The organism is Marivivens niveibacter (genome assembly GCF_002150005.2).
Classification (GTDB): Bacteria; Pseudomonadota; Alphaproteobacteria; order Rhodobacterales; family Rhodobacteraceae; genus Marivivens; species Marivivens niveibacter.
Genome location: NZ_MSPP01000004.1, coordinates 24769 through 49467, shown reverse-complemented (window position 1 = coordinate 49467; position 24699 = coordinate 24769). Strand labels below are relative to the sequence as shown.

The 24699-nt window shown below is 54.2% G+C and carries 29 protein-coding genes; 18 read left to right on the top strand and 11 right to left on the bottom strand.

Annotated elements, in window-relative coordinates:
• The first annotated feature begins 30 nt into the window (after positions 1 to 30).
• The 3 genes from BVC71_RS11840 to coaD all read left to right on the top strand — a co-directional run bounded on the left by BVC71_RS11840 (position 31) and on the right by coaD (position 1947).
• Complete coding sequence (locus BVC71_RS11840) at positions 31 to 900, top strand: LysR family transcriptional regulator (RefSeq protein ID WP_086452051.1); 870 nt, start codon at positions 31 to 33, stop codon at positions 898 to 900.
• 55 nt (positions 901 to 955) lie between these two features.
• The gene (locus tag BVC71_RS11835) at positions 956 to 1390 is read left to right on the top strand and encodes a CBS domain-containing protein (protein ID WP_086451902.1); all 435 of its coding nucleotides are present in this window, start codon (positions 956 to 958) and stop codon (positions 1388 to 1390) included.
• 65 nt (positions 1391 to 1455) lie between these two features.
• Entirely contained in the window at positions 1456 to 1947 is a 492-nt protein-coding gene (gene coaD / locus BVC71_RS11830; protein ID WP_086451901.1) for a pantetheine-phosphate adenylyltransferase, read from the top strand.
• A 38-nt stretch (positions 1948 to 1985) separates the two neighbouring features.
• Here the strand turns inward: coaD and BVC71_RS11825 are convergent, their stop codons facing one another.
• The 4 genes from BVC71_RS11825 to gap (BVC71_RS11810) all read right to left on the bottom strand — a co-directional run bounded on the left by BVC71_RS11825 (position 1986) and on the right by gap (BVC71_RS11810) (position 5143).
• Complete coding sequence (locus BVC71_RS11825) at positions 1986 to 2342, bottom strand: hypothetical protein (RefSeq protein WP_086451900.1); 357 nt, start codon at positions 2340 to 2342, stop codon at positions 1986 to 1988.
• A 13-nt stretch (positions 2343 to 2355) separates the two neighbouring features.
• Positions 2356 to 2715: a hypothetical protein gene (locus tag BVC71_RS11820; protein ID WP_086451899.1), complete on the bottom strand. Its 360-nt coding sequence runs from the start codon at positions 2713 to 2715 to the stop codon at positions 2356 to 2358.
• A 142-nt stretch (positions 2716 to 2857) separates the two neighbouring features.
• A complete protein-coding gene (gene gap / locus BVC71_RS11815; RefSeq protein WP_086451898.1) occupies positions 2858 to 3859 on the bottom strand; it encodes a type I glyceraldehyde-3-phosphate dehydrogenase in 1002 nt (333 codons plus the stop codon).
• Between the two features lie 282 nt (positions 3860 to 4141).
• Positions 4142 to 5143 (bottom strand): type I glyceraldehyde-3-phosphate dehydrogenase, encoded by a 1002-nt coding sequence (gap, locus tag BVC71_RS11810; protein WP_086451897.1) that lies wholly within the window; start codon positions 5141 to 5143, stop codon positions 4142 to 4144.
• Positions 5144 to 5354: 211 nt separating this feature from the next.
• Here gap (BVC71_RS11810) and BVC71_RS11805 point away from each other — a divergent pair, with 211 nt between their 5' ends.
• A complete protein-coding gene (locus BVC71_RS11805) occupies positions 5355 to 6323 on the top strand; it encodes a DUF808 domain-containing protein (protein WP_086451896.1) in 969 nt (322 codons plus the stop codon).
• A gap of 27 nt (positions 6324 to 6350) precedes the next feature.
• On the opposite strand, the gene BVC71_RS11800 is transcribed toward BVC71_RS11805, so the two are convergent.
• Positions 6351 to 7367: a hypothetical protein gene (locus BVC71_RS11800; protein ID WP_086451895.1), complete on the bottom strand. Its 1017-nt coding sequence runs from the start codon at positions 7365 to 7367 to the stop codon at positions 6351 to 6353.
• Between the two features lie 78 nt (positions 7368 to 7445).
• The gene (tkt, locus tag BVC71_RS11795) at positions 7446 to 9464 is read right to left on the bottom strand and encodes a transketolase (RefSeq protein WP_086451894.1); all 2019 of its coding nucleotides are present in this window, start codon (positions 9462 to 9464) and stop codon (positions 7446 to 7448) included.
• 234 nt (positions 9465 to 9698) lie between these two features.
• Here tkt and BVC71_RS11790 point away from each other — a divergent pair, with 234 nt between their 5' ends.
• The 3 genes from BVC71_RS11790 to BVC71_RS11780 are packed head-to-tail and all read left to right on the top strand — an operon-like array spanning position 9699 to position 10908.
• Entirely contained in the window at positions 9699 to 10202 is a 504-nt protein-coding gene (locus BVC71_RS11790) for a hypothetical protein (RefSeq protein WP_086451893.1), read from the top strand.
• On the top strand, positions 10202 to 10573 hold the full coding sequence (locus tag BVC71_RS11785; protein WP_086451892.1) for a cell division protein ZapA: 372 nt from the start codon (positions 10202 to 10204) through the stop codon (positions 10571 to 10573). Before BVC71_RS11790 ends, BVC71_RS11785 begins: the two co-directional genes overlap by 1 nt.
• On the top strand, positions 10570 to 10908 hold the full coding sequence (locus BVC71_RS11780; protein ID WP_086451891.1) for an MliC family protein: 339 nt from the start codon (positions 10570 to 10572) through the stop codon (positions 10906 to 10908). Before BVC71_RS11785 ends, BVC71_RS11780 begins: the two co-directional genes overlap by 4 nt.
• 51 nt (positions 10909 to 10959) lie before the next feature.
• Here the strand turns inward: BVC71_RS11780 and grxD are convergent, their stop codons facing one another.
• The 5 genes from grxD to BVC71_RS11755 form a co-directional block, all read right to left on the bottom strand.
• A complete protein-coding gene (gene grxD, locus BVC71_RS11775) occupies positions 10960 to 11322 on the bottom strand; it encodes a Grx4 family monothiol glutaredoxin (protein WP_086451890.1) in 363 nt (120 codons plus the stop codon).
• 10 nt (positions 11323 to 11332) lie between these two features.
• Positions 11333 to 11569 carry a BolA family protein gene (locus BVC71_RS11770; RefSeq protein WP_086451889.1) on the bottom strand — a complete coding sequence of 79 codons (237 nt, stop codon included), beginning with the start codon at positions 11567 to 11569 and terminating at the stop codon, positions 11333 to 11335.
• 65 nt (positions 11570 to 11634) lie between these two features.
• A complete protein-coding gene (locus tag BVC71_RS11765; protein ID WP_086451888.1) occupies positions 11635 to 12117 on the bottom strand; it encodes a hypothetical protein in 483 nt (160 codons plus the stop codon).
• A gap of 35 nt (positions 12118 to 12152) precedes the next feature.
• Positions 12153 to 14312, bottom strand: coding sequence for a phosphoribosylformylglycinamidine synthase subunit PurL (gene purL / locus BVC71_RS11760; RefSeq protein ID WP_086451887.1), 2160 nt, complete (start codon positions 14310 to 14312; stop codon positions 12153 to 12155).
• A 254-nt stretch (positions 14313 to 14566) separates the two neighbouring features.
• Entirely contained in the window at positions 14567 to 15475 is a 909-nt protein-coding gene (locus BVC71_RS11755; protein WP_086451886.1) for a LysR family transcriptional regulator, read from the bottom strand.
• 232 nt (positions 15476 to 15707) lie between these two features.
• Here BVC71_RS11755 and BVC71_RS11750 point away from each other — a divergent pair, with 232 nt between their 5' ends.
• The 11 genes from BVC71_RS11750 to BVC71_RS11700 all read left to right on the top strand — a co-directional run bounded on the left by BVC71_RS11750 (position 15708) and on the right by BVC71_RS11700 (position 24684).
• Positions 15708 to 16583: a lysophospholipid acyltransferase family protein gene (locus tag BVC71_RS11750; protein ID WP_086451885.1), complete on the top strand. Its 876-nt coding sequence runs from the start codon at positions 15708 to 15710 to the stop codon at positions 16581 to 16583.
• Positions 16583 to 17395: a glutamate racemase gene (gene murI / locus BVC71_RS11745; protein ID WP_086451884.1), complete on the top strand. Its 813-nt coding sequence runs from the start codon at positions 16583 to 16585 to the stop codon at positions 17393 to 17395. The genes BVC71_RS11750 and murI overlap by 1 nt, the downstream gene beginning before the upstream one ends.
• A gap of 67 nt (positions 17396 to 17462) precedes the next feature.
• Positions 17463 to 18491 carry an N-acetyl-gamma-glutamyl-phosphate reductase gene (argC, locus tag BVC71_RS11740; RefSeq protein ID WP_086451883.1) on the top strand — a complete coding sequence of 343 codons (1029 nt, stop codon included), beginning with the start codon at positions 17463 to 17465 and terminating at the stop codon, positions 18489 to 18491.
• A 5-nt stretch (positions 18492 to 18496) separates the two neighbouring features.
• On the top strand, positions 18497 to 18955 hold the full coding sequence (gene ccmE, locus BVC71_RS11735; protein ID WP_205905975.1) for a cytochrome c maturation protein CcmE: 459 nt from the start codon (positions 18497 to 18499) through the stop codon (positions 18953 to 18955).
• Positions 18956 to 19000: 45 nt separating this feature from the next.
• Positions 19001 to 19612 (top strand): holin-associated N-acetylmuramidase, encoded by a 612-nt coding sequence (locus BVC71_RS11730; RefSeq protein WP_086451881.1) that lies wholly within the window; start codon positions 19001 to 19003, stop codon positions 19610 to 19612.
• Positions 19603 to 20145 (top strand): holin family protein, encoded by a 543-nt coding sequence (locus BVC71_RS11725; RefSeq protein ID WP_086451880.1) that lies wholly within the window; start codon positions 19603 to 19605, stop codon positions 20143 to 20145. Before BVC71_RS11730 ends, BVC71_RS11725 begins: the two co-directional genes overlap by 10 nt.
• Entirely contained in the window at positions 20135 to 20338 is a 204-nt protein-coding gene (locus BVC71_RS11720) for a pseudouridine synthase (protein ID WP_086451879.1), read from the top strand. The genes BVC71_RS11725 and BVC71_RS11720 overlap by 11 nt, the downstream gene beginning before the upstream one ends.
• Before the next feature lie 72 nt (positions 20339 to 20410).
• Positions 20411 to 22399, top strand: coding sequence for a heme lyase CcmF/NrfE family subunit (locus BVC71_RS11715; protein ID WP_086451878.1), 1989 nt, complete (start codon positions 20411 to 20413; stop codon positions 22397 to 22399).
• On the top strand, positions 22396 to 23052 hold the full coding sequence (locus BVC71_RS15660) for a cytochrome c-type biogenesis protein (protein ID WP_086451877.1): 657 nt from the start codon (positions 22396 to 22398) through the stop codon (positions 23050 to 23052). Before BVC71_RS11715 ends, BVC71_RS15660 begins: the two co-directional genes overlap by 4 nt.
• Positions 23053 to 23118: 66 nt before the next feature.
• Positions 23119 to 23895 carry an enoyl-CoA hydratase-related protein gene (locus BVC71_RS11705; RefSeq protein WP_086451876.1) on the top strand — a complete coding sequence of 259 codons (777 nt, stop codon included), beginning with the start codon at positions 23119 to 23121 and terminating at the stop codon, positions 23893 to 23895.
• Between the two features lie 12 nt (positions 23896 to 23907).
• Positions 23908 to 24684, top strand: a complete 777-nt coding sequence (locus BVC71_RS11700; RefSeq protein ID WP_133064528.1) for a hypothetical protein — start codon at positions 23908 to 23910, stop codon at positions 24682 to 24684.
• Positions 24685 to 24699 lie beyond the last annotated feature (15 nt).

Here is a 24699-nt window from a genome sequence, read left to right as displayed (position 1 = left end):
AAAATCATTTTGCAAAAATGCAGGGGTGTCATGAATTGGGATGATATGCGGGTATTTCTGGCGGTGGCCCGTGCAGAAAGCCTTTCGGGGGCGGCTCCGGTTTTGAAAATGGATCCGGCTACAGTCGGACGGCGCGTTGCCCGTTTGGAAGAGGAGGTCGGCACGCCGTTGTTCGTGAAATCGCCGCAGGGGTATGCGTTAACCGAACAGGGGCTGCGGATGCGCGATCATGCGGCGCAGGCGGAAACCGCGCTGAACATGGCGATAGACGAAGGTCAGTCCGCTGACGAAGGCCTGTCTGGACAAATTCGGATTGGAGCGCCTGACGGCTGTGCCAATTTCGTGCTGCCACAGGTCTGCGCGGCCATCCAGCGGGACAATCCGGGGCTCGAGGTTCAGATCCTGTCACTGCCGCGGGTCGTGAACCTGTCTAAACGAGAGGCCGATTTGGCAGTAACGGTATCTGCGCCGGATGCGGGTCGTCTGACGGTGCAAAAAATCAGCGATTATCATTTACATCTCGCGACCGCAGAAAACGTAACGTCATTGGATAGGGAAAATTTGCCGCCAGTCGTCGGATATATTCCCGACATGATTTTCGACAAAGAGTTGGATTATCTGGGCGATTTGGATTTGAACGGCGTGCAATTGGCGTCCAATTCGGCGGCCGTACAGCTACAGATGCTACGGCGCGGCGGGGTAGGGATCGTTCATGATTTCGCACTGCCGTTTGCCCCAGAACTGCGGCGCATCATGGTTGATGAGGTCAGTTTTACCCGCAGTTTCTATCTGGTGCGCCATTTGGCCGACCGAAAATCAGACCGTTTGAACCGTTTTGTGGAAGCTTTGTTATCAGGAATGAAAACTGAAATTGCACGGCTTGAATCGCTTGCGACTTGACACAACAGGGCGAATGGGAGGACGCTAAGGGCAGGAGAAGTAGAGGAGGTATTGAATGCTTGTGCAGAACATTCTGAAAACAAAGGAAAAATCATCCATCTACTGGCTAAAGGAGGATGAGCCGGTATCCAAAGCGGTTGAAATCATGGCGCGTGAACGTATCGGGACGATCATCGTTTCCGAGACGGGCGAAGAGCCATCAGGCATTTTATCTGAACGCGATATTGTACGCGAAATGGGCAAACAGGGCCTGTCCATTGTAAACGGTCCGATTTCAAAAATCATGACAGCTAACCCCGTGACGATTACCGGCGACAAAACCCCAGACGAAGCGTTGCAAATCATGACCGACGGTCGGTTCCGCCACTTGCCCGTTATGGAAGGTGGTAAACTGATGGGGCTGATTTCTATCGGTGACGTGGTAAAAGCCCGTCTGTCGCAGCTGTCGATGGAAAAAGATGCGCTAGAAGGTATGGTTATGGGGCGCTAACAGCCCTTGCATTCCCGCGCGCAATATAGTTGCGTGCGGGCAATGAAAAAGGAGGGGCGTGAACCATGCGTATCGGACTATATCCAGGAACTTTTGACCCGATTACGAACGGGCATATCGATATTATCCGCCGTGCATGTTCGTTGGTTGACCGTCTGGTGATCGGTGTTGCGATCAATCGCGACAAAGGCCCCTTGTTCAGTTTAGAAGAGCGGGTCGCGATGATCCGGTCCGAAGTTGCCGAAATAGCCGAAACGACCGGCACGGAAATCGTCGCCCATCCATTCGAAAACCTGCTGATCGATTGCGCCGCCGAAGTGAACGCAACCGTCATCGTGCGCGGCCTGCGCGCTGTTGCCGATTTCGAATATGAATTCCAGATGGTCGGTATGAACCGCGCGTTGGATGATAGCATCGAAACCGTGTTTTTGATGGCAGACGCGAAAAATCAGGCGATTGCGTCGAAACTGGTCAAAGAAATCTGCCGCCTAAACGGTGATGTTTCGAAATTTGTGCCCGTTCGGATTAGAGACGCCTTGGAAGAACGGCTGCGTTAATCGAAAAGAGCGGCTGCAAAGCAACCGCTCTTTTTTCGTTATGCCTTACAGGTATATTCAACCGTTGTTTCACGTACGTAGTACCGCTGAGTCACAAGGTAATACCCGTTGTGGTATGTCGATGTGCGCAGTTCGGGAATGCCTTCGATTAGGTCAGTGACTTCGTAGCCATCCGGGCAGGTCACGCGTGGCTGTGCGCAATAGTTTTCGGCCGTTACGACCTGACCGCGGTTGGGGCCGAACAATGCTTTGCCGCCCAGTGCGGATTGATTAACTTCGCATGTCGATCTGTAAACGTTTTTGCCGCTGATTGTTGAAATCGGCTCTGCTGGATCGGGGCGCAGGCAACCCGTCAAAGCGGTCAGGGCGAGTGAAGCAATTAAAATCTTTTTCATAGAAAATCCGTCTTTAGGCCGTGCAGATAAAAGTCATCTCGTGGTCTTTGTAGGTGTACATTACTGACTGCACCATGCCGGCGACCGGATATTGGTGCCGCACGGTGTAGGGTTCGGTACTCGTCACCCTGACAATTTCGTACTGTTCAGCGCCGCACCGGTTTTCGGCCTCTGCAATGCAATTTCCGTATTCATGGAATAATTCGCCGTTTAATACGTTGCGTGTCCCGATGGTCGACTGTTCCACCTGGCAACTTGATTGATACAAAGCGCTGCCCTGATATTGGCCGATCTCGACACCTTCACCAACCATGCAGGCTGAAAGTGTCAAGATACCAGCAATAGGCGTCAGCTTTGAGATGATATTTTTCATAAAACTCCCCCTCTGATTGCGGTCAGTTTTACGTCATACATCCAGTAATTCAAGGATAAGTCAGTGTAATTGAAAATGCCCCGAGCGTTCGCTCGAGGCATTCAAAGTCTTTATCAGTTTGCCGAAAAAGCAATCTGGACGATTAGATCAGTTTACCCATCGCAACGGCGGTGTCTGCCATGCGGTTCGAGAAACCCCATTCGTTGTCGTACCATGTCAGGATACGGCACATGGTGCCTTCCATCACTTTGGTCTGGTCCAAAGCAAAGGTCGACGAATGTGGGTCGTGGTTAAAGTCGATCGAAACGTTTGGTACGTCGGTGAAGCCCAGAACGCCTTTGAGTGCGCCGTTGGATGCCGCGACGATTGCGTTGTTGATTTCTTCAACGGTGGTTTCGCGCGCTGCTTCGAATGTCAGGTCAACGACCGAAACGTTCGGGGTAGGGACGCGGATCGCAACGCCGTCCAGTTTGCCGTTCAGCTCTGGCAGGACCAGACCGACAGCTTTGGCTGCACCGGTCGAGGTTGGGATCATGGACATTGCTGCAGCGCGGGCGCGGTACAGGTCTTTGTGCATTGTATCCAGCGTTGGCTGGTCGCCGGTGTAGCTGTGGATAGTGGTCATGAAACCTTTGACGATGCCGATTTCGTCGTTCAGCACTTTAGCAACTGGCGACAGGCAGTTGGTGGTGCACGATGCGTTCGACACGACAAGCTGGTCGCCGGTAAGGGTTTCGTGGTTCACGCCGTAAACGATGGTGTTGTCAGCGCCTTTGGAAGGTGCAGACACCAGAACGCGTTTGGAACCGTTTTCCAGGTGCAGCGCTGCTTTTTCACGGTCGGTGAAAATGCCGGTGCATTCCAGCGCGATGTCTACATCACCCCAAGGCAATTCACGTGGATCACGGATTGCGGTGACTTTGATTGGGCCACGACCAACGTCAATGGTGTCTTCGGTGGTGGTTACTTCACCTGGAAAACGGCCATGGACGGAATCGAAACGGATCAGATGGGCGTTGGTTTCAACAGGGCCTAGGTCGTTGATTGCGACGACTTCGATATCGGTGCGACCCGATTCAACGATTGCGCGCAATACGTTACGACCAATGCGACCAAAACCGTTGATTGCCACTTTGACTGCCATGCTATTGTCCTCCGACTGCAAATGTTGGCGGTATCAGTTGGCGCTAACATTGCGATTTGTCAGAAAAGGTCAACCGTTCATTACGGAAAGTGTCAAAAAGCTTCACCGCCAGATTGAAACATATTCAATCAAATCGGTGAATTTTCTGATCAGGAAAAGCGAAGCACCAAGGTCGAGCGTCAAATCAATCGCAAAAAAAGCGATGATGATACCGGCAAGCCAAATGGTCAAAGTGTTGGTCATGGCAACGGGATACCGCGCTGCCATGACCAGAGCAATGGTTTAGTGAACCAGACGGCCCATCGCAGCGGCAACATCGGCCATACGTGCCGAGAAACCCCATTCATTGTCGTACCACGCCATAACGCGAACCAGTTTGCCCATGACCTTGGTCTGGTCGGGGGCAAAGATCGACGATTCAGTGGTATGGTTGAAATCGATGGAAACCTTTGGTTCATCGTCATAGCCCAGAACCATGCCCATATATCCTTGGGCGGCTTCGCGGACGATTTCGTTGACTTCGGCTTCGGTCACCGATTTTTCTGCGACGAACGACAGGTCAACAGCCGACACATTTGGCGTAGGGACGCGGATTGCGGAGCCGTCCAGTTTGCCGCGCATTTCTGGCAGAACTTCGCCCAATGCTTTGGCGGCGCCGGTCGATGTTGGGATCATCGCCATCGCAGCGGCGCGGGCGCGGTACAGATCTTTGTGGCGGCGATCTAGGGTAGGCTGGTCGCCTGTGTAGCTGTGGATCGTGGTCATGATGCCAGATTCAATGCCAATCGCGTCGTTCAAAACTTTGGCCAAAGGTGCAAGGCAGTTGGTTGTGCAGGATCCGTTCGATACCATTTGGTCTTCGACCAGCAGGTCGCGGTGGTTCACGCCGTAAACAACGGTGCGCTGAACGTTCGACGCAGGGGCCGAGATCAGAACTTTTTTCGCGCCGCGTTCCAAGTGAACAGCCGATTTATGACCGTCGTTGAATTTGCCAGTACATTCCAGAACTACGTCAACGCCCGACCAATCAAGTTCTTGCGGATCGTAGGTCGACATGACCTCAATCGGGCCGCGGCCCAGATCCATTGTGTTGCCGGATACATTAACCGGATTGGAAAAACGGCCGTGGACACTGTCGTATTTCAACAGGTGCGCGTTTGTTTCAATCGGGCCAGTGGCGTTGATTTTGACAACCTGCACATCGTTGCGCGCGGCTTCGGTAATATGGGCGAGGGTGCAGCGTCCAATGCGGCCGAACCCGTTAATGCCGACGGTGACAGTCATGTCTCTAACATCCTCTGCGTTGTCGTTGTGTGGTTGGGGTCTATGCCGATTGTGCTGTTAGGTTAAGGAAAAAACCACATAATTACCAATATGTTAGCGATAAATATGGTGGTAGCGAAAACGGTTGCGCTAACGGTTTGCGCCAACATGTCAAGGTTGCCATAAGTGGCCAATCAGGGTCCAATGGACCTGCGAATCTTTGGGGGTATTTATGAGCGGACTTTTAGCTCTTTTGGACGACGTTGCGGGCATTGCCAAAGTGGCTGCCGCAAGCGTCGATGATGTGGCGGCCGCAGCGGCCAAAGCGGGTAGTAAAACAGCGGGCGTTTTGATCGATGACGCAGCAGTAACCCCCAGCTACGTGACAGGTTTCAAACCCGAACGCGAATTGCCAATGATTTGGAAAATCACCCGCGGGTCATTTTTCAATAAATTGGTCATCTTGCTGCCTGTCGCGTTGTTGCTGTCTAATTTCCTTCCGCAAGCGATCACACCGTTGTTGATGCTGGGCGGATCGTATTTGTGTTTCGAAGGCGCTGAAAAAGTATTTCACAAATTGTTCCCCCACGGCGACCACGCGGTGGAGCAGGATATGGACATCAAAGACCCCGCCCACCTAGAGGAAGAAAAGGTGTCAGGGGCAATTAAAACCGATTTCATCCTATCGGCAGAGATTATGACTCTGGCACTTTCCACGATTGAAACGGGTAGCGTTTGGATGGAAGCCGCAACCTTGGCAGTGGTCGCAATTGGCGTGACTGTCGCGGTTTACGGCACTGTGGCGCTGATCGTCAAAGCGGACGATGTCGGCCTGCATTTGGCATCAAAGGCTCGGTTGGGCCTGACACGCGCCTTTGGTCGAGGTCTGGTCAAGGGGATGCCTTATCTGCTCAAACTGCTTAGCTTTGTTGGGACATTGGCGATGCTTTGGGTCGGCGGAAATATCGTGATCCACGGCTTGCACGATTTTGGCCTGCATTGGCCGTATGAGCCGATCAAACATGTTGCTGAACAGGCGGCTTACGCTGTTTCGTCTGGTGCAGGTTTCGTCAAATGGTTTGTAACGGCCTTGTTCGACGGTATCTTTGGGCTGATTTACGGGCTTTTGCTGATCCCTGTCGCAACGCGCATTGTTGGGCCGTTGATTGCGAAAATGACGGGTAAACCGGCAAGCCACTAAGAACATAAGGGGGCAGAAATGCCCCTTTTATTTTATGTAGGTCTCAAAGGCCAAAATCGCGGATTTCGCGGGTTCGGCACCTGATGGGCGGCCTGTGCGATCTTTTTTCCAGCTGGTTGATGTTGAAAAACAATGCCAGTAGGTCAGCGCGTCCGTTTTGGTGAACGGCGAGAAAATACCCCCTGGGCGGTGTACGGCCCAGCTTAGTTTTGCCGCGCCTCTATTCGGAACAGCGCACCATTTTGGGTTTGTACATGTTTTTCCGGGTACCCGCAGATTATGGTGCTTTTGCAATTGCGGGCCGTCTTTGTCGGTAAACAGCCATTCGCCGGTAAAGGATATCATCCCCAATCGGGACTTTTCCGCCAGATCAAAGATCGTTGCGTCATTTAATGGGGGCAGCATTTCGTCGACATCTAACGACAATACACCCGCTGCATTCCCAAAGAAACGCAACCGACCTAGGTTTAAAACAGCGGTTTGCAGGAACTTTGTTGGCGTTACAAAACGACCCCCAGCTTTGTCCCCGTACGGAAATGGCGTGGAAATGACATAGGCGGTGTCTATGCCGGAAATGGACCGCAGCGCATTTTGAATGTCGATTGGCGCAACCGTGGTCGACCCATTGTCGAATAGTAAAACGGCGTCAACAGAATGCGCTGCCGCATGGTATTTGGCCCAGTCAGTTATCCAGTCAATTGGCGTATCTTTGCACTGTGTGACTAGAACATTGCGACCTGAAAATCGCTGAGTTTCATTGGCGTTGACAGGAACAGGCAGGACGTTTTCGTCGATTGTGACGGTCACGTCTGATTTTAACGTACCTGCAATACGCAACTCTTCGTAGCGCAGATATTTTTTGCGGCGGATGCGAACGCGTTTGCCGTCAACACGCAGGCCATCGCGGACCAGCGGCCATAGGTTCAGCAAGCGCGGACAGATCAGTGTCAGCGTGTCGCCATCCGCAAAGCAATCATAAATCAGGGTGTGCGCATCAAACGACTGAATATAGCGTTCGGATCGTTTTTCGGGCGCTAGGGGCATCTCTCTGGCAATTCGGCCCCCCGAAGGGAGCCGAACGCCTGAAAGACTGAGTAATTCTGGATTACTCACGCGCGTGCCTTACAGCAGCGCTTTGACTTGTTCTGCAACGTTTTCAGCAGTGATGCCGAATTTGGCGTAGAGTTCGTCCGCAGGGGCCGACGCGCCGAAGCCAGTCATGCCGACAAAGCCAGCTTTCTGTTCGCGGCCACGTTCGCCCAGCAAGTATTTATCCCAACCCTGACGAACCGCTGCTTCGACAGCGACGCGAACTGGACCAGCTGGCAGAACCTTTTTGCGGTAGGTTTCTTCCTGTGCGTCGAACAGTTCCATGCAAGGAACGGACACAACGCGGGTGCCGATACCTTCGGCCTCTAGGATGTCACGAGCTGCCAGAGCGATCTCTACCTCGGAACCGGTTGCCATGATGATGGCCTGACGTTTGCCTGCTTCGGCGTCTTTCAGGACATATGCGCCGTTCGCGACCAGGTTTTTGGTTTTGTGGTCGGTACGAACGGTTGGCAGGTTTTGACGCGACAGCGCCAGAACCGAAGGTGTTTCGGTTTGGGTCAGTGCGATTTCCCATGCCTCTGCGGTTTCAACGGTGTCTGCAGGGCGGAATACCAGCGTGTTCGGGGTCGCGCGCAGCATTGCCAGATGTTCGACAGGCTGGTGGGTTGGGCCGTCTTCGCCCAGACCGATGGAATCGTGGGTCATCACGTAGACAACCGACTGTTTCATCAGGGCCGACAGGCGCATCGCGCCTCGAGCGTAGTCGGTAAAGCACATGAACGTGCCACCGTACGGACGAACGCCGCCGTGCAGAGCCATGCCGTTCATCGCAGCCGCCATACCGTGTTCACGGATGCCGTAGTAAACGTAACGGCCAGCGCGATTTTCAGGATCAAAAATGCCCAGATCACCGGTTTTGGTGTTGTTCGAACCGGTCAAGTCAGCCGAACCACCAACGGTTTCAGGCATGATCGGGTTCACGACTTCCAGAACCATTTCCGACGCCTTGCGGGTCGCGACTTTGGGCTGTTCTTCGGAGATCTGCTTTTTCAGCGCGCGGATAACGGCCGACAGTTTCTTTGGGGCTTCACCAGCCAGCTGACGGTTGAATTCTGCCTGCTTGTTGGCCGACAGACCAGCAAAGGTCGCTTCCCAGGCTGCGCGTGTTTCTGCGCCGCGGGAGCCCATCGATTCCCACTGCGATTTGATGTCCGCAGGGATTTCGAACGGAGCCCATTCAGCGCCGTAGTTTTTCTTGGCTTCTGCCAGCTGTTCGGCGTTGGTCAGTGCACCGTGGCCTTTCGATGTGTCTTGCGCTGCGTGGCCCAGTGCGATGTGGGTTTTGCATGCGATCATCGAAGGCAGTTTCGATTTCTTTGCAGCAACGATAGCCGCATCGATTTCTTCTGGGTTGTGACCGTCGATTTCCTGAACGTGCCAGCCCGATGCTTTGAAACGGGCAACCTGATCGGTTTTGTCGGACAGTTCAACAGTGCCGTCGATGGTGATGTTGTTGTTGTCCCAGAACACGATCAGTTTCGACAGTTCGTGTTTGCCAGCCAGACCGATGGCTTCTTGGGATACGCCTTCCATCAGGCAGCCGTCGCCAGCGATCACATAGGTGTAGTGATCAACGACTTTTTTACCGAAACGTGCGCGTTGGATTTCTTCGGCCATAGCGAAACCGACCGAATTCGAAATGCCCTGACCCAGTGGGCCGGTGGTGACTTCGACGCCATCCAGCAGGAAGTTTTCAGGGTGACCCGCAGTTTTCGCGCCCATCTGGCGGAAGTTTTTGATCTGCTCTAGTGGCACTTCTTCGTAGCCGGTGAGGTACAGCAGCGAATAGATCAGCATCGAACCGTGGCCTGCGGACAGGATGAAACGGTCGCGGTTTGGCCACAGAGGAGCCTTTGGGTCGAAATTCAGGTGGTTCTGGAACAGAACGGTTGCAACGTCCGCCATGCCAATTGGCATACCCGAGTGTCCCGAGTTCGCGGCAGCAACAGCGTCCAGTGTCAGCGTGCGAATGGCAGCCGCTTTCATCCAGTGTTCAGGGTGCGCGGCGCGCAGTGCAGCAATATCCATGATCCAATCCTTTGCATCTGTGCGTTAGGTTTGAAAGCGTCATATCAGTCATAGCACTAAGATCAAGTTAGACTCTTGCGTTAGCCTCTGTTCTTGCGCGTTCTGGTGCAGGTCTTTGCGGCCTGCAGCCAATAATTTACGATCAGGAAAATAACTTTCGATTCGTACCCTTGGCAGGGGATGCTTAAGTAAGTGGTAACAGGGCGCATCGCCCGTTGCGGAAAGGACAGGCAGATGACAGAAATCAGCGAACTAGAGAGCCGGATTACAGCCGCGCTGGATCGCATCCGGGCAGGCGTGAAAGACATGTCCACTGCGGTGCCCGCGCCAGAGGCTGCACCAGTTGCGGGCGCCGAACAGTCGGACCGAATTGCAGAGTTAGAAGGCCAATTGGCGGCTGAAAAGGATGCCAAATCCCAACTAGAAGAGCGGGTCAAAGCGCTGAAGGATCGTCAGGATGGGATGGTCGCTGATCTGACAGCCAAGGTTGAAACGGCAAAAACTCAGGCTGCTGCGTTCGAAGAAAAGCTGGAAGAATTGCGTATTCGTCAGGTGGAACTGTCGGAGGCGTCTCAAAAATTGCGGATCGCTGCCGTTAATAATTCAACCGAGGCAGAGCTGATCAACCGCGCTATGGCTGCTGAACTGGACGCGATCAAAGCGTTACGTGCAGCCGAAGCAGAAGAAGTCGGCGCGATTTTGAACGAGCTGAAACCGATCATCGAGGGGGCGAAGTAATGCCGCAGGTAGATATCACCGTTGGTGGCCGTAAATTTCAGGTCGCATGCCAGTCTGGCGAAGAAAACTTTCTGAAAACGGCGGCGTCGATTCTGGATGTCGAAGCGTCTGCAATCGTGGCCCAGTCGCAGCGTATGCCAGAGCCGCAAATGTTGCTGATGGCAGGCCTGTTGTTGGCCGATAAAACGGTCGCGATCGAAGACCGCCTGCGTGCAGCCGAGGCAAAGGTGGCAGAGCTGGAAGCGAAGGTCGCCGATCCAGTTAAGGTTGAGGTGCCTGTGGTGCCGACAGCCGTGACGGACTCGCTCAAGGAATTGGCAGCGCGCGCCGAGGCATTGGCCGATGAAGTAGAGGAAAAAGTAAACACATGATCAGAGCGATTGCTGCATTTACCGTTTTGTTGGGGACTGCTGCGCAAGCGGCAGAAATTGAACACGTCCTGTATCGCTGTGAGCGGGATGTCGCAATCGATGTGATCTATGTTGAATCGAGCGGGCCGGATCAGGTCGTGTTGCGCGCCGAGGAACATTTTACAATTTTGACAGCTACGCCGTCTGCGCAAGGCAAACGGTATCAAAACTCGCCTGTTCTGTCCGACTATGTTTGGTGGGTCGAAGAGGACCGCGCAATGCTGGGATGGTTTGATGCGGACAAAGGCAGCGAAGAGACCTTGTTTCGCGAATGCCGCGAGCGGCGTTTGGATTAACCAACGGTTCTTCAAAGGACAAAGGGCGCCCGATCGGGCGCCCTTTGACGTTTATTGTTGATTTGCCGCCCGGATCTGATCGGCTTTCTCTTTGTCGAAGGTCACGCCGGATTTTTCGAACAGTTCATCCAATTCGCCCGACAGGGTCATTTCGGTGATGATGTCGCAGCCACCGACGAATTCGCCTTTGACGTATAGCTGAGGGATGGTTGGCCAATCCGAATAGTCTTTGATGCCTTGGCGGATTTCTTCGTCTGCCAAAACGTTAACGTCAGCATAGTCGACGTCCATGAAATTTAGAACGCCAGCAACGCGGGACGAAAAACCGCACTGAGGCATGGTTTTGGTGCCTTTCATGTACAGCACGACGTCGTTGTTGGTGACGGTTTCGGTGATTTTGTCTGCAGCGGACATTTGTATTTCCTTATTCCGGAGCTTTGGTGGTCAGCGCCAGTGCGTGAAGTTCGCCGTTGGAGCCGTCCATTTTACCTTTGAGAGCAGCATAGACAGCGCGCTGTTGTTGCACGCGGTTCATGTCGCGAAAGCTTTCGTCTACGACCATTGCCGCGAAATGCTGTCCGTCGTCGCCCTGAACTTGAATCTGGGCATTGGGAAAGGTTTCGCGAATTAGCGTTTCAATCTGTTCTGCTGTGATCGCCATGCGGGCCTCCTGTATTACCTATAGAGATAGGCTCTGCGGTTTTCCGCTGCAAGCTGAATGCGGCCTCAGGTTTGGGCAATAGGCCGCAGTTTTTCCAAGAAGGCGTCGAAATCAGCAGACATTTGGGGGGTATCTGCCCATGACCGCGCCAGTTTGCGCAGCATTTTCTGGCGCATTTGTTCCAATTCGTCGGTCAGCGGATATTTTTCTGCCGCGACCAACATGGTCATGCGTTCGTGCAAAGGGCGCAGGTTGGCAAAGTCGCGCATCATGGCGGGCAGCAATTCGGGTGCGTCGCGCCAGCTTTCGCCATTGAAACGCATTTGGGTGACGCGCTGGCCGGCGCCGGCGCATTCATAGTTGATACAGCCCTGAAATCCACGATCCTTTAGATCGTCGTGGATTGTGCATAGGTGACCGCCCAGATTGGGGCATGGTCTCCCTGCCTCTTTGTCGATGGCGAACATTTTGCCTTTGTCCAATACAAGGCTGACGCAGCATAGCGCCGCGCAGTTCATGCAATCGGATTTGAGGTCGGGCAGGTCCATGGGCAAAAAGGCCCGCGCGAGGCGGGCCGTTTTCGTTAGTGGATCGAGGTGTAGAACGACGTGCGGAATGTTTCCGCTAGTTCCGCCAGCGGAGCCGATGCGCCGCCGAAGGACACGTCCGTGCCGCCGAATTTACCAACCATTGCGATTGGTACGCCAGCCGCGCCAGCCGCGGTCATTAGTGCCTCGGCTTTGTCAAAGCTGGTCGCGATCAGGTAACGACCCTGATCTTCGCCGAACAGGGTAGGGGTGTCGCCTGCGTCCAAGGTGACGCCAACGCCAGCCGTTTCCGCCATTTCGAACGCTGCTAGAGCCAGACCACCATCGGACAGGTCGGTACATGCGCCGATCAATTCGCGGTTTGCGCGGATGAAATCGCCGTTTGCAACTTCGGCGGCCAGATCAACGTGTGGGGCGTCGCCTTCTTCGCGGTTGAACACTTCGGCCAGTAGGGCGGATTGGCCCAAGTGACCGTCGGTGGTACCAACGACCAATGCAACGTGACCTTCGCGGGCCGTTCCAGTGATCGCATCGTTGATGTTTTCGATCAGGCCTACGGCGCAGATGGTTGGGGTCGGCAGGATGCCTTCGCCGTCGGTTTCGTTGTACAGCGATACGTTGCCCGACACGATTGGCGTGTCCAGCGCGATGCAGGCTTCGCCGATACCTTTCAGGGCGCCAACGAATTGGCCCATGACGTCTGGCTTTTCTGGGTTGCCAAAGTTCAGGTTGTCGGTGGTTGCCAGTGGTTTCGCACCGACCGAGGTCAGGTTGCGGTAAACCTCGGCTACGGCCTGCTTGCCGCCTTCGATTGGGTTTGCTTTGACGTAGCGCGGGGTCACGTCCGCAGCGAAAGCGACCGCTTTGTCGGTGCCGTGGATGCGCACGATGCCAGCGCCCAGACCAGGTTTGCGAACGGTGTCGCCCATAACTTGGCTGTCGTACTGTTCATAAACCCACTGTTTGCCAGCGTAGTTCGGCGACGAAATCAGCGCACGTAGGCCATCGATTGGGTCAACGCCGGGAACGTCGGCCAGCGGTTCTGCTGCTGGGGTTTCGACCCAAGGACGATCGTATTCAGGTGCCGACGACGACAGCTTCGACAGCGGCAGGTCTGCTTTGACCTCGTTGCCGTGAACGATCAGGAAACGGTCTTCGGCGATGGTTTCGCCAACGATTGCGAAATCCAGATCCCATTTTACGAATACGGCGCGTGCTTCGTCTTCTAGCTCTGGGTTCAGAACCATCAGCATGCGTTCTTGGGATTCGGACAGCATCATTTCGTAGGCTGTCATGTTTTCTTCGCGCTGAGGAACGCGGTCCAGTTCCAGTTTGATGCCCAGACCGCCTTTGTCGCCCATTTCAACAGCGGAACAGGTCAGACCAGCAGCGCCCATATCTTGGATCGAAATAACGGCGCCGGTTTTCATCAGCTCTAGACAAGCTTCCATCAGGCGTTTTTCGGTGAACGGGTCACCGACCTGAACGGTTGGGCGTTTTTCTTCGATCGTGTCATCGAATTCGGCGGACGACATGGTTGCGCCGCCAACACCGTCACGGCCCGTTTTCGCGCCAAGGTACACGACAGGCATACCAACGCCCGATGCAGCCGAGTAGAAGATTTTGTCAGCATCGGCCAGACCAGCGGCAAATGCGTTTACGAGACAGTTGCCGTTGTAGGCTGAGTGGAAACGAACCTCGCCGCCGACGGTTGGAACGCCGAAACAGTTACCGTAGCCGCCGACGCCTTCGACAACGCCGTTCACCAACTGTTTGGTTTTCGGGTGGGTTGGTTCACCGAACGAGAGCGAGTTCATCGCTGCAATCGGACGGGCGCCCATGGTGAATACGTCGCGCAAAATGCCGCCAACACCAGTTGCCGCACCTTGGTACGGTTCGATGTAGGATGGGTGGTTGTGCGACTCCATTTTAAAAACGATTGCTTGACCGTCGCCGATATCGACAACACCAGCGTTCTCACCCGGGCCGCAGATAACCTGTGGGCCTTCGGTTGGCAGGGTGCGAAGCCATTTTTTCGACGACTTATATGAGCAGTGTTCGTTCCACATCGCCGAAAAGATGCCCATTTCGGTGAAAGTCGGTTCGCGTCCGATAATCTCGAGAATGCTTTGATACTCGTCCGGCTTTAGGCCGTGCGCTGCAATCAGGTCTTCGGTGATTTTCGGATCTTCCATGGAAACTTTCCCCGCTGGCATAGAATGCCGCCCTATTAGGGCAGGAACGCCTTGGGGGGAAGGCCTGCCGGTGCCGTTAGGGCAAAAAAAATCGCCGGGACGATGCCCGGCGAAGTCCAACAGGGAGGTATGAAGGTGCCGAGCGTGTAAGCATCAGCGTCTTCACGGGTGCAGATAGAGATTGAATTTTGTGCAATCAAGAAAAATCGGAGTTAAATTGCTGCATGCCCGATATGCGCTGAGTGCATGTCAACTCATTCAGGGATCAATTGATCACGGATTTTGCGGCGGTGTGCAAAGATTTCCTCTTGGACGAAATCGCGGAATGCGGCGACGCGTTTGGATTGGCGCAACTCTTCTGGGTATGCCAAGAAAACAGGCACCTCACCGGATTCAGTGTCTGGTAGCACGCGAATAAGCTGCGGGAAATCTTCGGTCAGATAGTCTGGCAGGACACCAACGCCAAGGTTGGCAAGTACAGCCTGCAATGCTCCAAAATAGTTGTTCACCGTCAGAGTGTTTTGCACATCGTTACTAAGAAGGTGCGAAACCAGTGTCGCGCCCGCTGCGACCTGTGCGGCGTTTGGGTTCTGGCAGATCAGACGGTGTGATGCGACATCATCCAGCTTTTCAATCGGAGAATGGCTGTCGATATAGTCCTGCGTTGCATAAAGGCGCATACGGATATTCATCAGGCGTTTGCGGATCAAATCGGCCTGCGATGGTTCCTTCATGCGGATCGCAACGTCGGCTTCGCGCATGGGCAGGTCCAGTACGCGTTCCTCTAGCATCAGGTCGATTTTCAGATCAGGGTATTTTTCGTAGAGTTTCGACAGGCGTGGCGCCAGCCACATGGTGCCAAAGCCAGTGGTCGTCGTGACCTTTAGTTCGCCAAAAACCTCTTCTTCGCTGTCACGAATGCGCGCGGCGGCGGCTTCGAGCCGTTTGTTCATGGCGCGGGTTGCATCGAACAGCAATTCGCCTTGTTCCGTCAGGATCAGACCGCGGGCATGACGGTGAAACAGCGTCGTATTCAGCGAATCTTCTAGCGAACGAATTTGGCGGCTCACGGCCGATTGGGACAGGTGCAGCGTATCGCCAGCATGGGTCAAAGACCCTGCGTCGGCAACTGCGTGGAATATGCGGAGCTTGTCCCAATCCATTATATAGTCTTTCGTTCACTGCTTTGTTTTTGTTTTTGCGGCTCATTACTCACGCGCATACGAGCTATGCAACCACAGTGTTGCACAAAATACGGATTTTCCACATTTGATTTTACGTTCGTGAGGATAATCGCCTTTAATTGATGCAGCGGAGTGACGAAATTTGCATTAAGTGACAATGCAATCTGCCGTTTCTGGCTAGAGTTATTAAGAATCGTCCAAAAGGTCTGAAATGCGACACGTCGCGAAAGATATCAGTTACGCATCTGCAATGTCGACCAAAGGGGGCAGGGCTGTTGTACGTGTTATAGAGAACGCAACGGGGCGCATTCGTTTGATCCGTCGCGCCAAAGGGTACGATGCAGAAGTCGCGCAGGGCCGCGATTTTTGGCAGGTGATGGCCGAACGGTATCATCTGGATATAGATGTCTTTCGCGGCAGCCTTGAAAACATTCCTGCCGACGGGCCATTGGTCATAGTGGCTAATCATCCATTCGGTATTTTGGATGGTTTGATGATGGGCAGAATTTTGTCCGAAAGGCGCAATGGTGATTTCAAGGTCATGGCGCATCAGGTATTTCGACGCTCTGCCGATTTGGAGCGGGTCATTTTGCCAATTTATTTTGACGAAACCAAAGAGGCAATGCGCGCAAATTTGGAAACCCGCGCCGCGGCGGTCGAATACGTCAAATCGGGCGGTTGCGTTGGCATCTTTCCTGGTGGCACCGTTTCGACTGCGGTGAGTACTTTTGCGCGCCCGCTGGATCCGATGTGGCGTACATTTACGGCGAAAATGGTGGCTAAATCCGGTGCGACTGTCGTGCCAATTTATTTCGACGGTCATAACAGCCGATTGTTTCAGATGGCCAGTCGGATGAATTATACACTGCGTATGGGTATGCTGATCCGCGAATTCAAAGCGCGGGTTGGGTCCAAGGTAAAAATCGCGGTCGGTGATCCGATTTCGCCGGACGTATTGGCGCAATTCCGTTCTGACCCCAAAGCGATGATGGATTTCCTACGCAAAGCAACGTATGACCTAAGTCCAAGGCCTGTTTCAACAAACGTGACAGGCTATGAATTTGAGGCCAAGTACAGGAAACGCTAATGGCGGTCGGGGTTTTTGATAGCGGATTGGGTGGATTGACGGTTCTGGACGCGTGCCAGAAACGCCTGCCTGACGTTCCCTTTGTTTATTTCGGTGACAACGCGCATGCGCCGTACGGTGTGCGCGATGCCGAAGATATTTATAACCTGACCACCGCAGCGGTTGAACGTATGTGGGCCGAAGGTTGTGATCTGGTGATCATCGCCTGTAACACCGCCTCTGCAGCCGCGCTTCGCCGTATGCAAGAAAGCTGGGTCCCTAAAAACAAACGCGTGTTGGGCGTGTTCGTCCCGCTGATCGAGGCGCTGACCGAACGCCAATGGGGGGATAACTCTCCTCCGCGCGAGGTCGAGGTGAAACACGTGGCGCTATTCGCGACCCCTGCGACTGTGCGCAGCCGCGCGTTTCAGCGTGAATTGGCATTCCGCGCTATCGGCGTGGATGTGGAGGCGCAGGCCTGTGGCGGTGTTGTAGATGCGATCGAAGACGGCGATATGATCCTTGCCGAAGCTTTGGTGCGCAGCCACGTTGACGCGCTTATGCGCAAGATGCCAGAACCAGATGCCGCGATTTTGGGCTGTACTCATTATCCGATTATGGAAAAAGAATTCCAAAGCGCGCTTGGCCCCGATGTCAAAGTGTTCTCTCAGGCCAATCTGGTTGCTGCCAGCCTAGAGGATTATCTGAAACGCCGACCAGAAATGTTGGGCGCGGGCACGGAAACCAAATATCTGACCACGGGCAATCCCGCCAAAGTTTCGGATCGTGCGACCCAATTCTTGCGACGTTCTGTCGAATTCGTCGCAGCCTAAAGTGGCATTGCGGCGGTTGCGCCGCTTTGCCAGACTTCCTATCTCTTCTCCTCAGTAGGAGCCTTTCATGACTTATAACGTCGCTATCCTTGGCGCGTCGGGATACACTGGCGCTGAACTGGTTCGCATCATTGCGACCCATCCGTCTTTGCGTGTTGCTGCACTGTCGGCCGATCGTAAGGCAGGCATGGAAATGTCTGACGTCTATCCGCACCTGCGCCATCTGGATCTGCCGCAACTGTGTACGATCGAAGAAATCGATTTCGAACAGATTGATCTAGCATTCGCAGCTTTGCCCCACGGCCTAAGCCAAGCGTTGGTGCGCGATCTGCCAAAGACCGTCAAAGTCGTTGATCTGGGCGCTGATTTCCGTCTGCGCGATCCAAAGAAATATGAATTCTGGTATGGCGCAGAACACGTCGCGCCAGAACTGCAGAAAGAGGCTGTTTACGGCCTGACCGAATTCTATCGGGACGATATCAAAAACGCGCGTCTGGTTGCTGGCACTGGCTGTAATGCGGCCACCGTTCAGTTTGCGCTGCGTCCGTTGATTGCGGGCGGGTTGATTGATCTGGACGATATCATTTGCGATCTGAAAAACGGCCTGTCTGGCGCTGGTCGCAGTGTCAAAGAAAACATGCTGTTCACCGAACGCGCCACCAACGTCGAAGGTTACGCGCAGGGCGGTAAACACCGTCATTTGGGTGAATTCGATCAGGAATTCAGCGCGATCGCGGGTCGTCCGGTGGAAATCATGTTCACCCCTCATCTGGTGCCTGCAAGCCGCGGTATTCTGGCGTCGTGCTACGTCAAAGGCGACGCCGCTGCGATCCACGCCGCGCTAGAGGCACAATACAAAGACGAGCCATTCATTGTCGTTCTGCCATTCGGCAAAGCGCCAGGCATGGGCCATGTTGCAGGATCGAATTTCTGCCACATCGGCGTGGTGGGCGACCGTAAAACGGGCCGCGCTTTGGTCGTATCAACCCTAGACAACTTGAACAAAGGATCGTCGGGTCAGGCCGTACAGAACGCCAACCTTATGTTGGGTCTGCCTGAAACCGAAGGCCTGATGCTATCACCGGTGTTCCCATGAGCGGATTGAAGAACCTGAAAAAGAAACGTCGTATACAGATTATCATCATCACTTTGGTGGCGGTGGTTCTGGCGGGTGGTTTGATCGGGTTCGGATTCCGTGACGGGATCAATTTCTATCGTGACCCTTCGGATGTGATCGCAGAACCGCCCCAACCGACGGAGACATTCCGTTTGGGCGGTTTGGTGGTTGAGGGCACGTTGGTGCGCGGCGAAAGCGAAGAAATCACCTTTAGTGTATCGGACGGTGCTGAAGTCATTCCAGTAACCTACACCGGCATCTTGCCTGATCTATTTGGCGAAAATCAGGGGATGATCGGCACCGGCAAGTACATCAATGGCGTGTTCGAAGCCTCTGAAATCCTTGCCAAACATGACGAAGAGTATATGCCAAAAGAGGTCATGGACAGTCTGAAAGAAACAGGCGTTTACGTTGACCCGAACGCTGCTGAGGCGTCGAATTAACGAACGACTGCCAGTCTGGTCCCGAGCAGAATTCGGGGCCAAGACATGCAAACAATCCAAGACATTGCACAAGACATCGTCGCCCGTGAGGGTGGTTATGTGAACGATCCCGCCGATCCAGGCGGGCCGACTAAATTTGGTGTCACGCTGGGAACATTGCGGCGATTGGGCCGCGATAAAACGGGTGACGGACGGATTGATGATCGGGACATTCGGGCGCTGACCCGCAATGACGCGATCGACATATTTATCGAACATTATTTCGACAGGCCGATGATCCGCGACCTGCCTGAACCGATGTGGGCAACTGTATTCGACATGTATGTGAACGCTGGGGCGAATGCGATTTCGATCCTTCAGCGCCTTCTGTGCGATATGCGGATTACTGTCGATGTTGACGGCGTGTTGGGCCCGCAAACGATTGCCGCGACCCATCGGGCATTCGATGCGGCTCCTGACCATTTGGTGGATGCTTATGGGATCGCGCGGCGCAATTATTACTACGGTTTGGGGGATGCACGCCCCAGTCTGCGTAAATTTGCCCGCCGCCGTGATGGTGGCAAAGGCGGATGGATTACCCGCGCCGAAAGTTTCATCGACGAAAAATATCACCTAAGTGATGACGCCCATCAGGCGCGGGTGGCGTCATGGGGCTGATCAATCAAATCGCAGTTTTGTTATTCGGCGAAGGCCGCAACGTGGTCACAGAAACCATGGGTGCCTTTGTTGAAAATGCCGAAAACGCAGCAACGCGAGAAGCGGATGGCAAAAGCCGTGCGTTGCAGCAATATGCGGCAGAATTCGGAGGAACCAACAAGGGAACGTTCGACCGGGTGATAGACGGAGCCAACCGTTTGCCCCGACCCTTGTTGGCCTTTGGTACGTTGGGATTATTCGTCATGGCGATGGTCGATCCCATCTGGTTCGCTGCACGGATGCAGGGCATAGCGTTGGTGCCTGAACCTTTGTGGTGGCTGATGGGGGCGATCGTTTCGTTCTATTTCGGCGCGCGTCATCAGGCCAAAGCGTATGAATTCCAACAATCCGTTGCCAACACAGCAGCGCAAGCGGTCGAGGTGACACAGCGGGTTCGCGCGATTGAGGCATTAGGGGCAGGGGCGGCACTGACCGCGCCAGCCGCGAACGACAATCCCGCATTAGACGCATGGAGGCAGGAACATGACGGATGATTGGGCGCAGCAAATCGACCGGCGGCTATCGCAGCTAGAAACCCGCCATGCGGTCGAACAAGTCGTTCGCAGCACGGTGGAAACGCGGCTGCATGCGATCGAGGATATGCTGAAATGGTTGGTGCGTCTGGTTTTGGGGGCATTGATAATGGCGATCACTGGATATGCCATAGCGGGCGGATTTTCCGTATAGGTGCGGCAATGCGACTATCGTTCTAACCGGCTTTTGATTTGGCCTCGGGCTCTGATCGGTTAGAACAGGGGCATGATTACTGAACTCGGACACTTCGCGCTGATTCTGGCGTTTGGCATTGCGCTGATCCAGATGATTATCCCTATGATTGGGGCTCACAAAGGTTGGACAAACTGGATGGCCGTTGCGGACCCTGCGGCGACATCACAGTTCATATTGGTCGCCTTTAGTTTTGCCGCACTGACCTATGCGTTTGTGACGTCAGATTTTTCGGTGCTTTTGGTGCTGGAAAATTCGAACAGCGCAAAGCCGATGCTGTACAAAGTATCGGGCGTATGGGGGAACCATGAAGGGTCGATGCTGTTATGGCTATTGATCCTGACACTGTTCGGCGCGTGTGCCAGCTGGTTTGGCGGGTATCTGCCCCAAACGCTAAAGGCGCGGGTGCTCGCGGTGCAATCGTCGGTTTGTGTCGCGTTTTTCGCGTTCATTCTGTTCACATCGAATCCGTTCATCCGCATCGAAAACCCGCCGTTTGACGGGTATGACCTGAACCCATTGTTGCAAGACCCTGGCTTGGCGTTTCACCCGCCGTTCCTGTATCTGGGTTATGTGGGGCTATCGATGGCGTTTTCCTTTGCCGTGGCCGCGTTGATCGAAGGCCGCGTTGATGCGGCTTGGGCGCGGTGGGTACGTCCGTGGACATTGGCGGCGTGGATGTTCCTGACGGTCGGGATCGGTCTGGGGTCGTGGTGGGCGTATTACGAGCTGGGCTGGGGCGGTTTTTGGTTCTGGGATCCTGTCGAAAACGCATCATTGATGCCTTGGCTGTTGGCCGCTGCCCTGTTGCATTCGGCCGTTGTCACGGAAAAACGCGAAAGCCTGAAAAGCTGGACGATTTTGCTGGCCATTCTGGCGTTTGGTTTTTCATTGTTGGGGACGTTCCTTGTGCGTTCGGGCGTAATTACGTCCGTCCACGCCTTTGCCAATGATCCAGAACGCGGTGTCTTTATCCTTGCGATCCTTGTGTTCTTTGTTGGTGGCGCGCTGACGCTATTCGCGGCGCGCGCAAATGCACTAGAGGCAAAGGGCGTGTTTTCCACCATCAGCCGCGAAAGCGCATTGGTCGCCAACAACGTGTTGTTGGCAGTATCGGCGTTCGTTGTGTTCATCGGGACGATCTGGCCGCTGGTCGCGGAAATGACCGTAGGTCGCACCCTGTCTGTCGGTGCGCCGTTCTTTAATCAGGCGTTCACGCCGTTTTTTGTCGGCTTGGCCCTGATCCTACCGCCCGGAGCCATGTTGGCATGGAAACGGGGTACTTTGACCCGCGTGCTGAAACCACTTTGGGCTGCGGGGCTGCTGGCGGTCGCTTTGGCGCTGCTGGCGTTTGCACTGCAAACGGGGCGTTCTGCATTGGGACCGATTGGTGTTTTGTTGGGGGCGTGGGTTGTCTTTGGCGCAGTTGTTGATCTGTGGATGCGCGCAGGCCGTGCATCTTTTGCAGAGCGGTTGTCGCGCATTCGGCGCCTGCCGCGTGCTGATTGGGGTAAATTCACGGCCCATACAGGTCTGGGGATCGTAATGTTCGCAATTGCTGCCATGCTTGCGTGGCAGACCGAAGATATCCGCACCGTCGAAATCGGCGGAACCTATGAACTGGGCGCGTATGAATTCACACTGGAAAACGTTGAGACATTGGATTTCGACCCGACCCAAGGCCGCAACTACATCGCCCAGCACGGCACGATCGCGGTTTCGAAAAATGGGCAATTCATCGCAACTCTGGACCCTGAGAAACGCAATTACCCCGTTGCGGGTATGCCAACGACCGAAGCTGGCATCGATAACGGGTTCTTGCGCGATATCTATGTCGTGCTTGGTGACCGCCAAGATAACGGCGCTTGGGCTGTGCGCAGCTATGTCAAACCCTTTGCCAATTGGATTTGGGGTGGGTCGATCCTAATGGCGATTGGTGGCCTGTTGTCGCTGACTGACCGTCGTATGCGGGTCGCTGCTGGCGCACGGAAAAAAACGGCAGGGGCGGTACCAGCAGAATGAAACATATCTTAATCGCCCTCTTCTTGGTCGTCGCTGGTGTCGCGCAGGCGGTCCAGCCCGATGAAATATTGGAAAACACGTTGTTGGAAACCACGGCCCGCGACATTTCGCAGGGTCTGCGGTGTCCAGTCTGTCAAAACGAAAACATCGACGATTCAAACGCCGCCATCAGCCGCGATTTGCGCATTTTGGTTCGTGATTTGCTGCTGGTTGGCTATCTGGATGCTTTGATCGCAGAGATTAACACCCCCGCGATGGACCCGACGATAGCCGCAGCGCAACGCGATATTATGGCGTCCTTGGATGTGGCAAATGATGATTTCTTGATTGATGAGCCTTATATCGAACGGTTTCTTGATGAGGCTGAAAACGCAGGGCTGGATATCGGTGCGCTAGTTGAACGAGCCGACGATCGTTTCGTGTCCGCCAATCCGAAACAAAGCGTTACGAACTACGTTGTCGATAAATACGGCGAATATGTATTGCTGAAACCGCAAACAAATGGCGCAAACATTATTCTGTGGATCGCGCCGATTGTTGTTTTGGTCCTAGCTATCATCTTTGGCACCTTGGCGATCCGCCGCAAACCAGAACTGCAAACCGGATTGACCGACGCGGAAAAAGCCAGACTGGACGAAATTTTGAAATCGTGACGCTGGGTTTCGCTTTTTAAACTGTTTGCGTTTAGTAACGTTTGCGCAAAGCGAAGAGGAGCGCCAATGGATTACGCCGCCATTAAATTAGAAATCTCGGACGATGTCGCAGTGATTACGCTAAATCGTCCGGACAAGATGAATGCGCTGAATTCGCAGATGCGTGCAGAAATCACTCATGCGATCAAAGACGCGCAGACGCGGTCGCGGGTGATCGTGTTGACCGGTGCAGGACCCGCGTTTTGTTCGGGTCAGGATCTGGGTGACGGCGGGAATGCCGCAAATCTGGATCTGGCCCGCGTTTTGCGCGACGAATACGTGCCAATGCTGAATGCGATGTATGATTGCCCTGTGCCGGTGATCTCTGCTGTCAATGGTCCGGCTGTTGGGGCAGGGGCGAACCTTGCACTGGGGGCAGACGTCGTGATCGCGACTGAAAGCAGCTATTTCATGCAGGCGTTTTCTAATATCGGATTGATCCCCGATGCAGGCGGAACATGGTTTTTGCCACGTCAGATCGGTTTGGCCAAAGCCATGGGGGCGGCGCTATTTGCGGACAAAATTCCTGCACGCAAAGCGGCTGATTGGGGCATGATCTACGAGGCAATCCCAGACGATGGTTTTGATGCCTATTGGCGAACCCGTGCTGCGCATCTGGCCCAAGGCCCGACCGAAACCTATCTATATATCAAACAAGCCCTGCGGGCGTCGCAAGGCAACAGTTTGAACGACCAACTGGACCTAGAGGCAAAGCTTCAGGGCAAATGCGGTCGAACCCGCGATTTTCGCGAAGGCGTGATGGCATTTCTGGAAAAACGTAAACCGCAGTTCGAAGGCCGGTAAGGTTTTCCTGTAGTGACGGACACAACGGCGGCAGGCATCCTGTCGCCGTATTTGTTTCCGAGTGTTTGTTCTATGTCCGAGGTAACCCGCGAAGAGCTGGTTCATTCGTATTTCCGTGTCCGGCAGTCTCTGGGGTATTTGGGTATCCTGCTGCCATTGTTTTTGATTGTCGGCGGTCTGTTACCACTACGCCAGATCGAACCGTCTATTTCTGATTATTATCATACGGTTCTACGCGATGTGTTTGTTGGCATTCTGTGCGCAGTCGCATTTTTTCTGATAACCCATGGCGGCGGCGCAATGCGAACATCGCCTGATGATTTCGTCTATCGAATCGCGGGGTTTGCAGCGATCGGAATCGCGATGTTCCCAAACGAAGGCCCGCAAGCCGCTGGCATTTCGACGCTTTTGCAAATCATTCTGGGAAAGGATGCGGCAACGACAGGTCACTACCTGTCCGCAATCATCTTTTTCGTCAGCCTTGCCTACATGTGCATCGTCAAATTTCCACGGTTCTGCGATCCATTGCGCGGACGCATTTACCGAATGTGCGGTGTGACGATTGTTGCGATGACAGTTCTGATTATCGCGGCGTCCACGGTTAAGGTTCATGGATCAGGTACGGCGCAGCGGATGGTGATGGACCTACGCATCGTCCTATGGCTAGAGGCGATCGCGATTTGGGCGTTTTGTGCCGCGTGGCTTATGAAAGGGCGCGATGAATTAGGGTTAGAGCCGCGTCGGTGGTGGCCCAGATCAACCGCCCAGATTGCAGCACCGGCAGAGTAAAAAGGCCGCCCGATT

Excerpts from the sequence above, each read along its gene's own strand:
- grxD (WP_086451890.1), bottom strand. The coding sequence starts at position 11,322 with ATGTCCGCTGCAGACAAAATCACCGAAACCGTCACCAACAACGACGTC.
- gap (WP_086451898.1), bottom strand. The coding sequence starts at position 3,859 with ATGGCAGTCAAAGTGGCAATCAACGGTTTTGGTCGCATTGGTCGTAAC.
- BVC71_RS11770 (WP_086451889.1), bottom strand. The coding sequence starts at position 11,569 with ATGGCGATCACAGCAGAACAGATTGAAACGCTAATTCGCGAAACCTTT.
- BVC71_RS11750 (WP_086451885.1), top strand. The coding sequence starts at position 15,708 with ATGCGACACGTCGCGAAAGATATCAGTTACGCATCTGCAATGTCGACC.
- purL (WP_086451887.1), bottom strand. The coding sequence starts at position 14,312 with ATGGAAGATCCGAAAATCACCGAAGACCTGATTGCAGCGCACGGCCTA.
- BVC71_RS11800 (WP_086451895.1), bottom strand. The coding sequence starts at position 7,367 with ATGCCCCTAGCGCCCGAAAAACGATCCGAACGCTATATTCAGTCGTTT.
- BVC71_RS11755 (WP_086451886.1), bottom strand. The coding sequence starts at position 15,475 with ATGGATTGGGACAAGCTCCGCATATTCCACGCAGTTGCCGACGCAGGG.
- gap (WP_086451897.1), bottom strand. The coding sequence starts at position 5,143 with ATGACTGTCACCGTCGGCATTAACGGGTTCGGCCGCATTGGACGCTGC.
- BVC71_RS11840 (WP_086452051.1), top strand. The coding sequence starts at position 31 with ATGAATTGGGATGATATGCGGGTATTTCTGGCGGTGGCCCGTGCAGAA.
- BVC71_RS11765 (WP_086451888.1), bottom strand. The coding sequence starts at position 12,117 with ATGGACCTGCCCGACCTCAAATCCGATTGCATGAACTGCGCGGCGCTA.
- argC (WP_086451883.1), top strand. The coding sequence starts at position 17,463 with ATGACTTATAACGTCGCTATCCTTGGCGCGTCGGGATACACTGGCGCT.
- BVC71_RS11730 (WP_086451881.1), top strand. The coding sequence starts at position 19,001 with ATGCAAACAATCCAAGACATTGCACAAGACATCGTCGCCCGTGAGGGT.
- BVC71_RS11785 (WP_086451892.1), top strand. The coding sequence starts at position 10,202 with ATGCCGCAGGTAGATATCACCGTTGGTGGCCGTAAATTTCAGGTCGCA.
- BVC71_RS11835 (WP_086451902.1), top strand. The coding sequence starts at position 956 with ATGCTTGTGCAGAACATTCTGAAAACAAAGGAAAAATCATCCATCTAC.
- BVC71_RS11825 (WP_086451900.1), bottom strand. The coding sequence starts at position 2,342 with ATGAAAAAGATTTTAATTGCTTCACTCGCCCTGACCGCTTTGACGGGT.
- tkt (WP_086451894.1), bottom strand. The coding sequence starts at position 9,464 with ATGGATATTGCTGCACTGCGCGCCGCGCACCCTGAACACTGGATGAAA.
- BVC71_RS11715 (WP_086451878.1), top strand. The coding sequence starts at position 20,411 with ATGATTACTGAACTCGGACACTTCGCGCTGATTCTGGCGTTTGGCATT.
- BVC71_RS11725 (WP_086451880.1), top strand. The coding sequence starts at position 19,603 with ATGGGGCTGATCAATCAAATCGCAGTTTTGTTATTCGGCGAAGGCCGC.
- BVC71_RS11780 (WP_086451891.1), top strand. The coding sequence starts at position 10,570 with ATGATCAGAGCGATTGCTGCATTTACCGTTTTGTTGGGGACTGCTGCG.
- BVC71_RS11720 (WP_086451879.1), top strand. The coding sequence starts at position 20,135 with ATGACGGATGATTGGGCGCAGCAAATCGACCGGCGGCTATCGCAGCTA.
- BVC71_RS11820 (WP_086451899.1), bottom strand. The coding sequence starts at position 2,715 with ATGAAAAATATCATCTCAAAGCTGACGCCTATTGCTGGTATCTTGACA.
- coaD (WP_086451901.1), top strand. The coding sequence starts at position 1,456 with ATGCGTATCGGACTATATCCAGGAACTTTTGACCCGATTACGAACGGG.
- BVC71_RS11805 (WP_086451896.1), top strand. The coding sequence starts at position 5,355 with ATGAGCGGACTTTTAGCTCTTTTGGACGACGTTGCGGGCATTGCCAAA.
- BVC71_RS15660 (WP_086451877.1), top strand. The coding sequence starts at position 22,396 with ATGAAACATATCTTAATCGCCCTCTTCTTGGTCGTCGCTGGTGTCGCG.
- murI (WP_086451884.1), top strand. The coding sequence starts at position 16,583 with ATGGCGGTCGGGGTTTTTGATAGCGGATTGGGTGGATTGACGGTTCTG.
- BVC71_RS11790 (WP_086451893.1), top strand. The coding sequence starts at position 9,699 with ATGACAGAAATCAGCGAACTAGAGAGCCGGATTACAGCCGCGCTGGAT.
- BVC71_RS11705 (WP_086451876.1), top strand. The coding sequence starts at position 23,119 with ATGGATTACGCCGCCATTAAATTAGAAATCTCGGACGATGTCGCAGTG.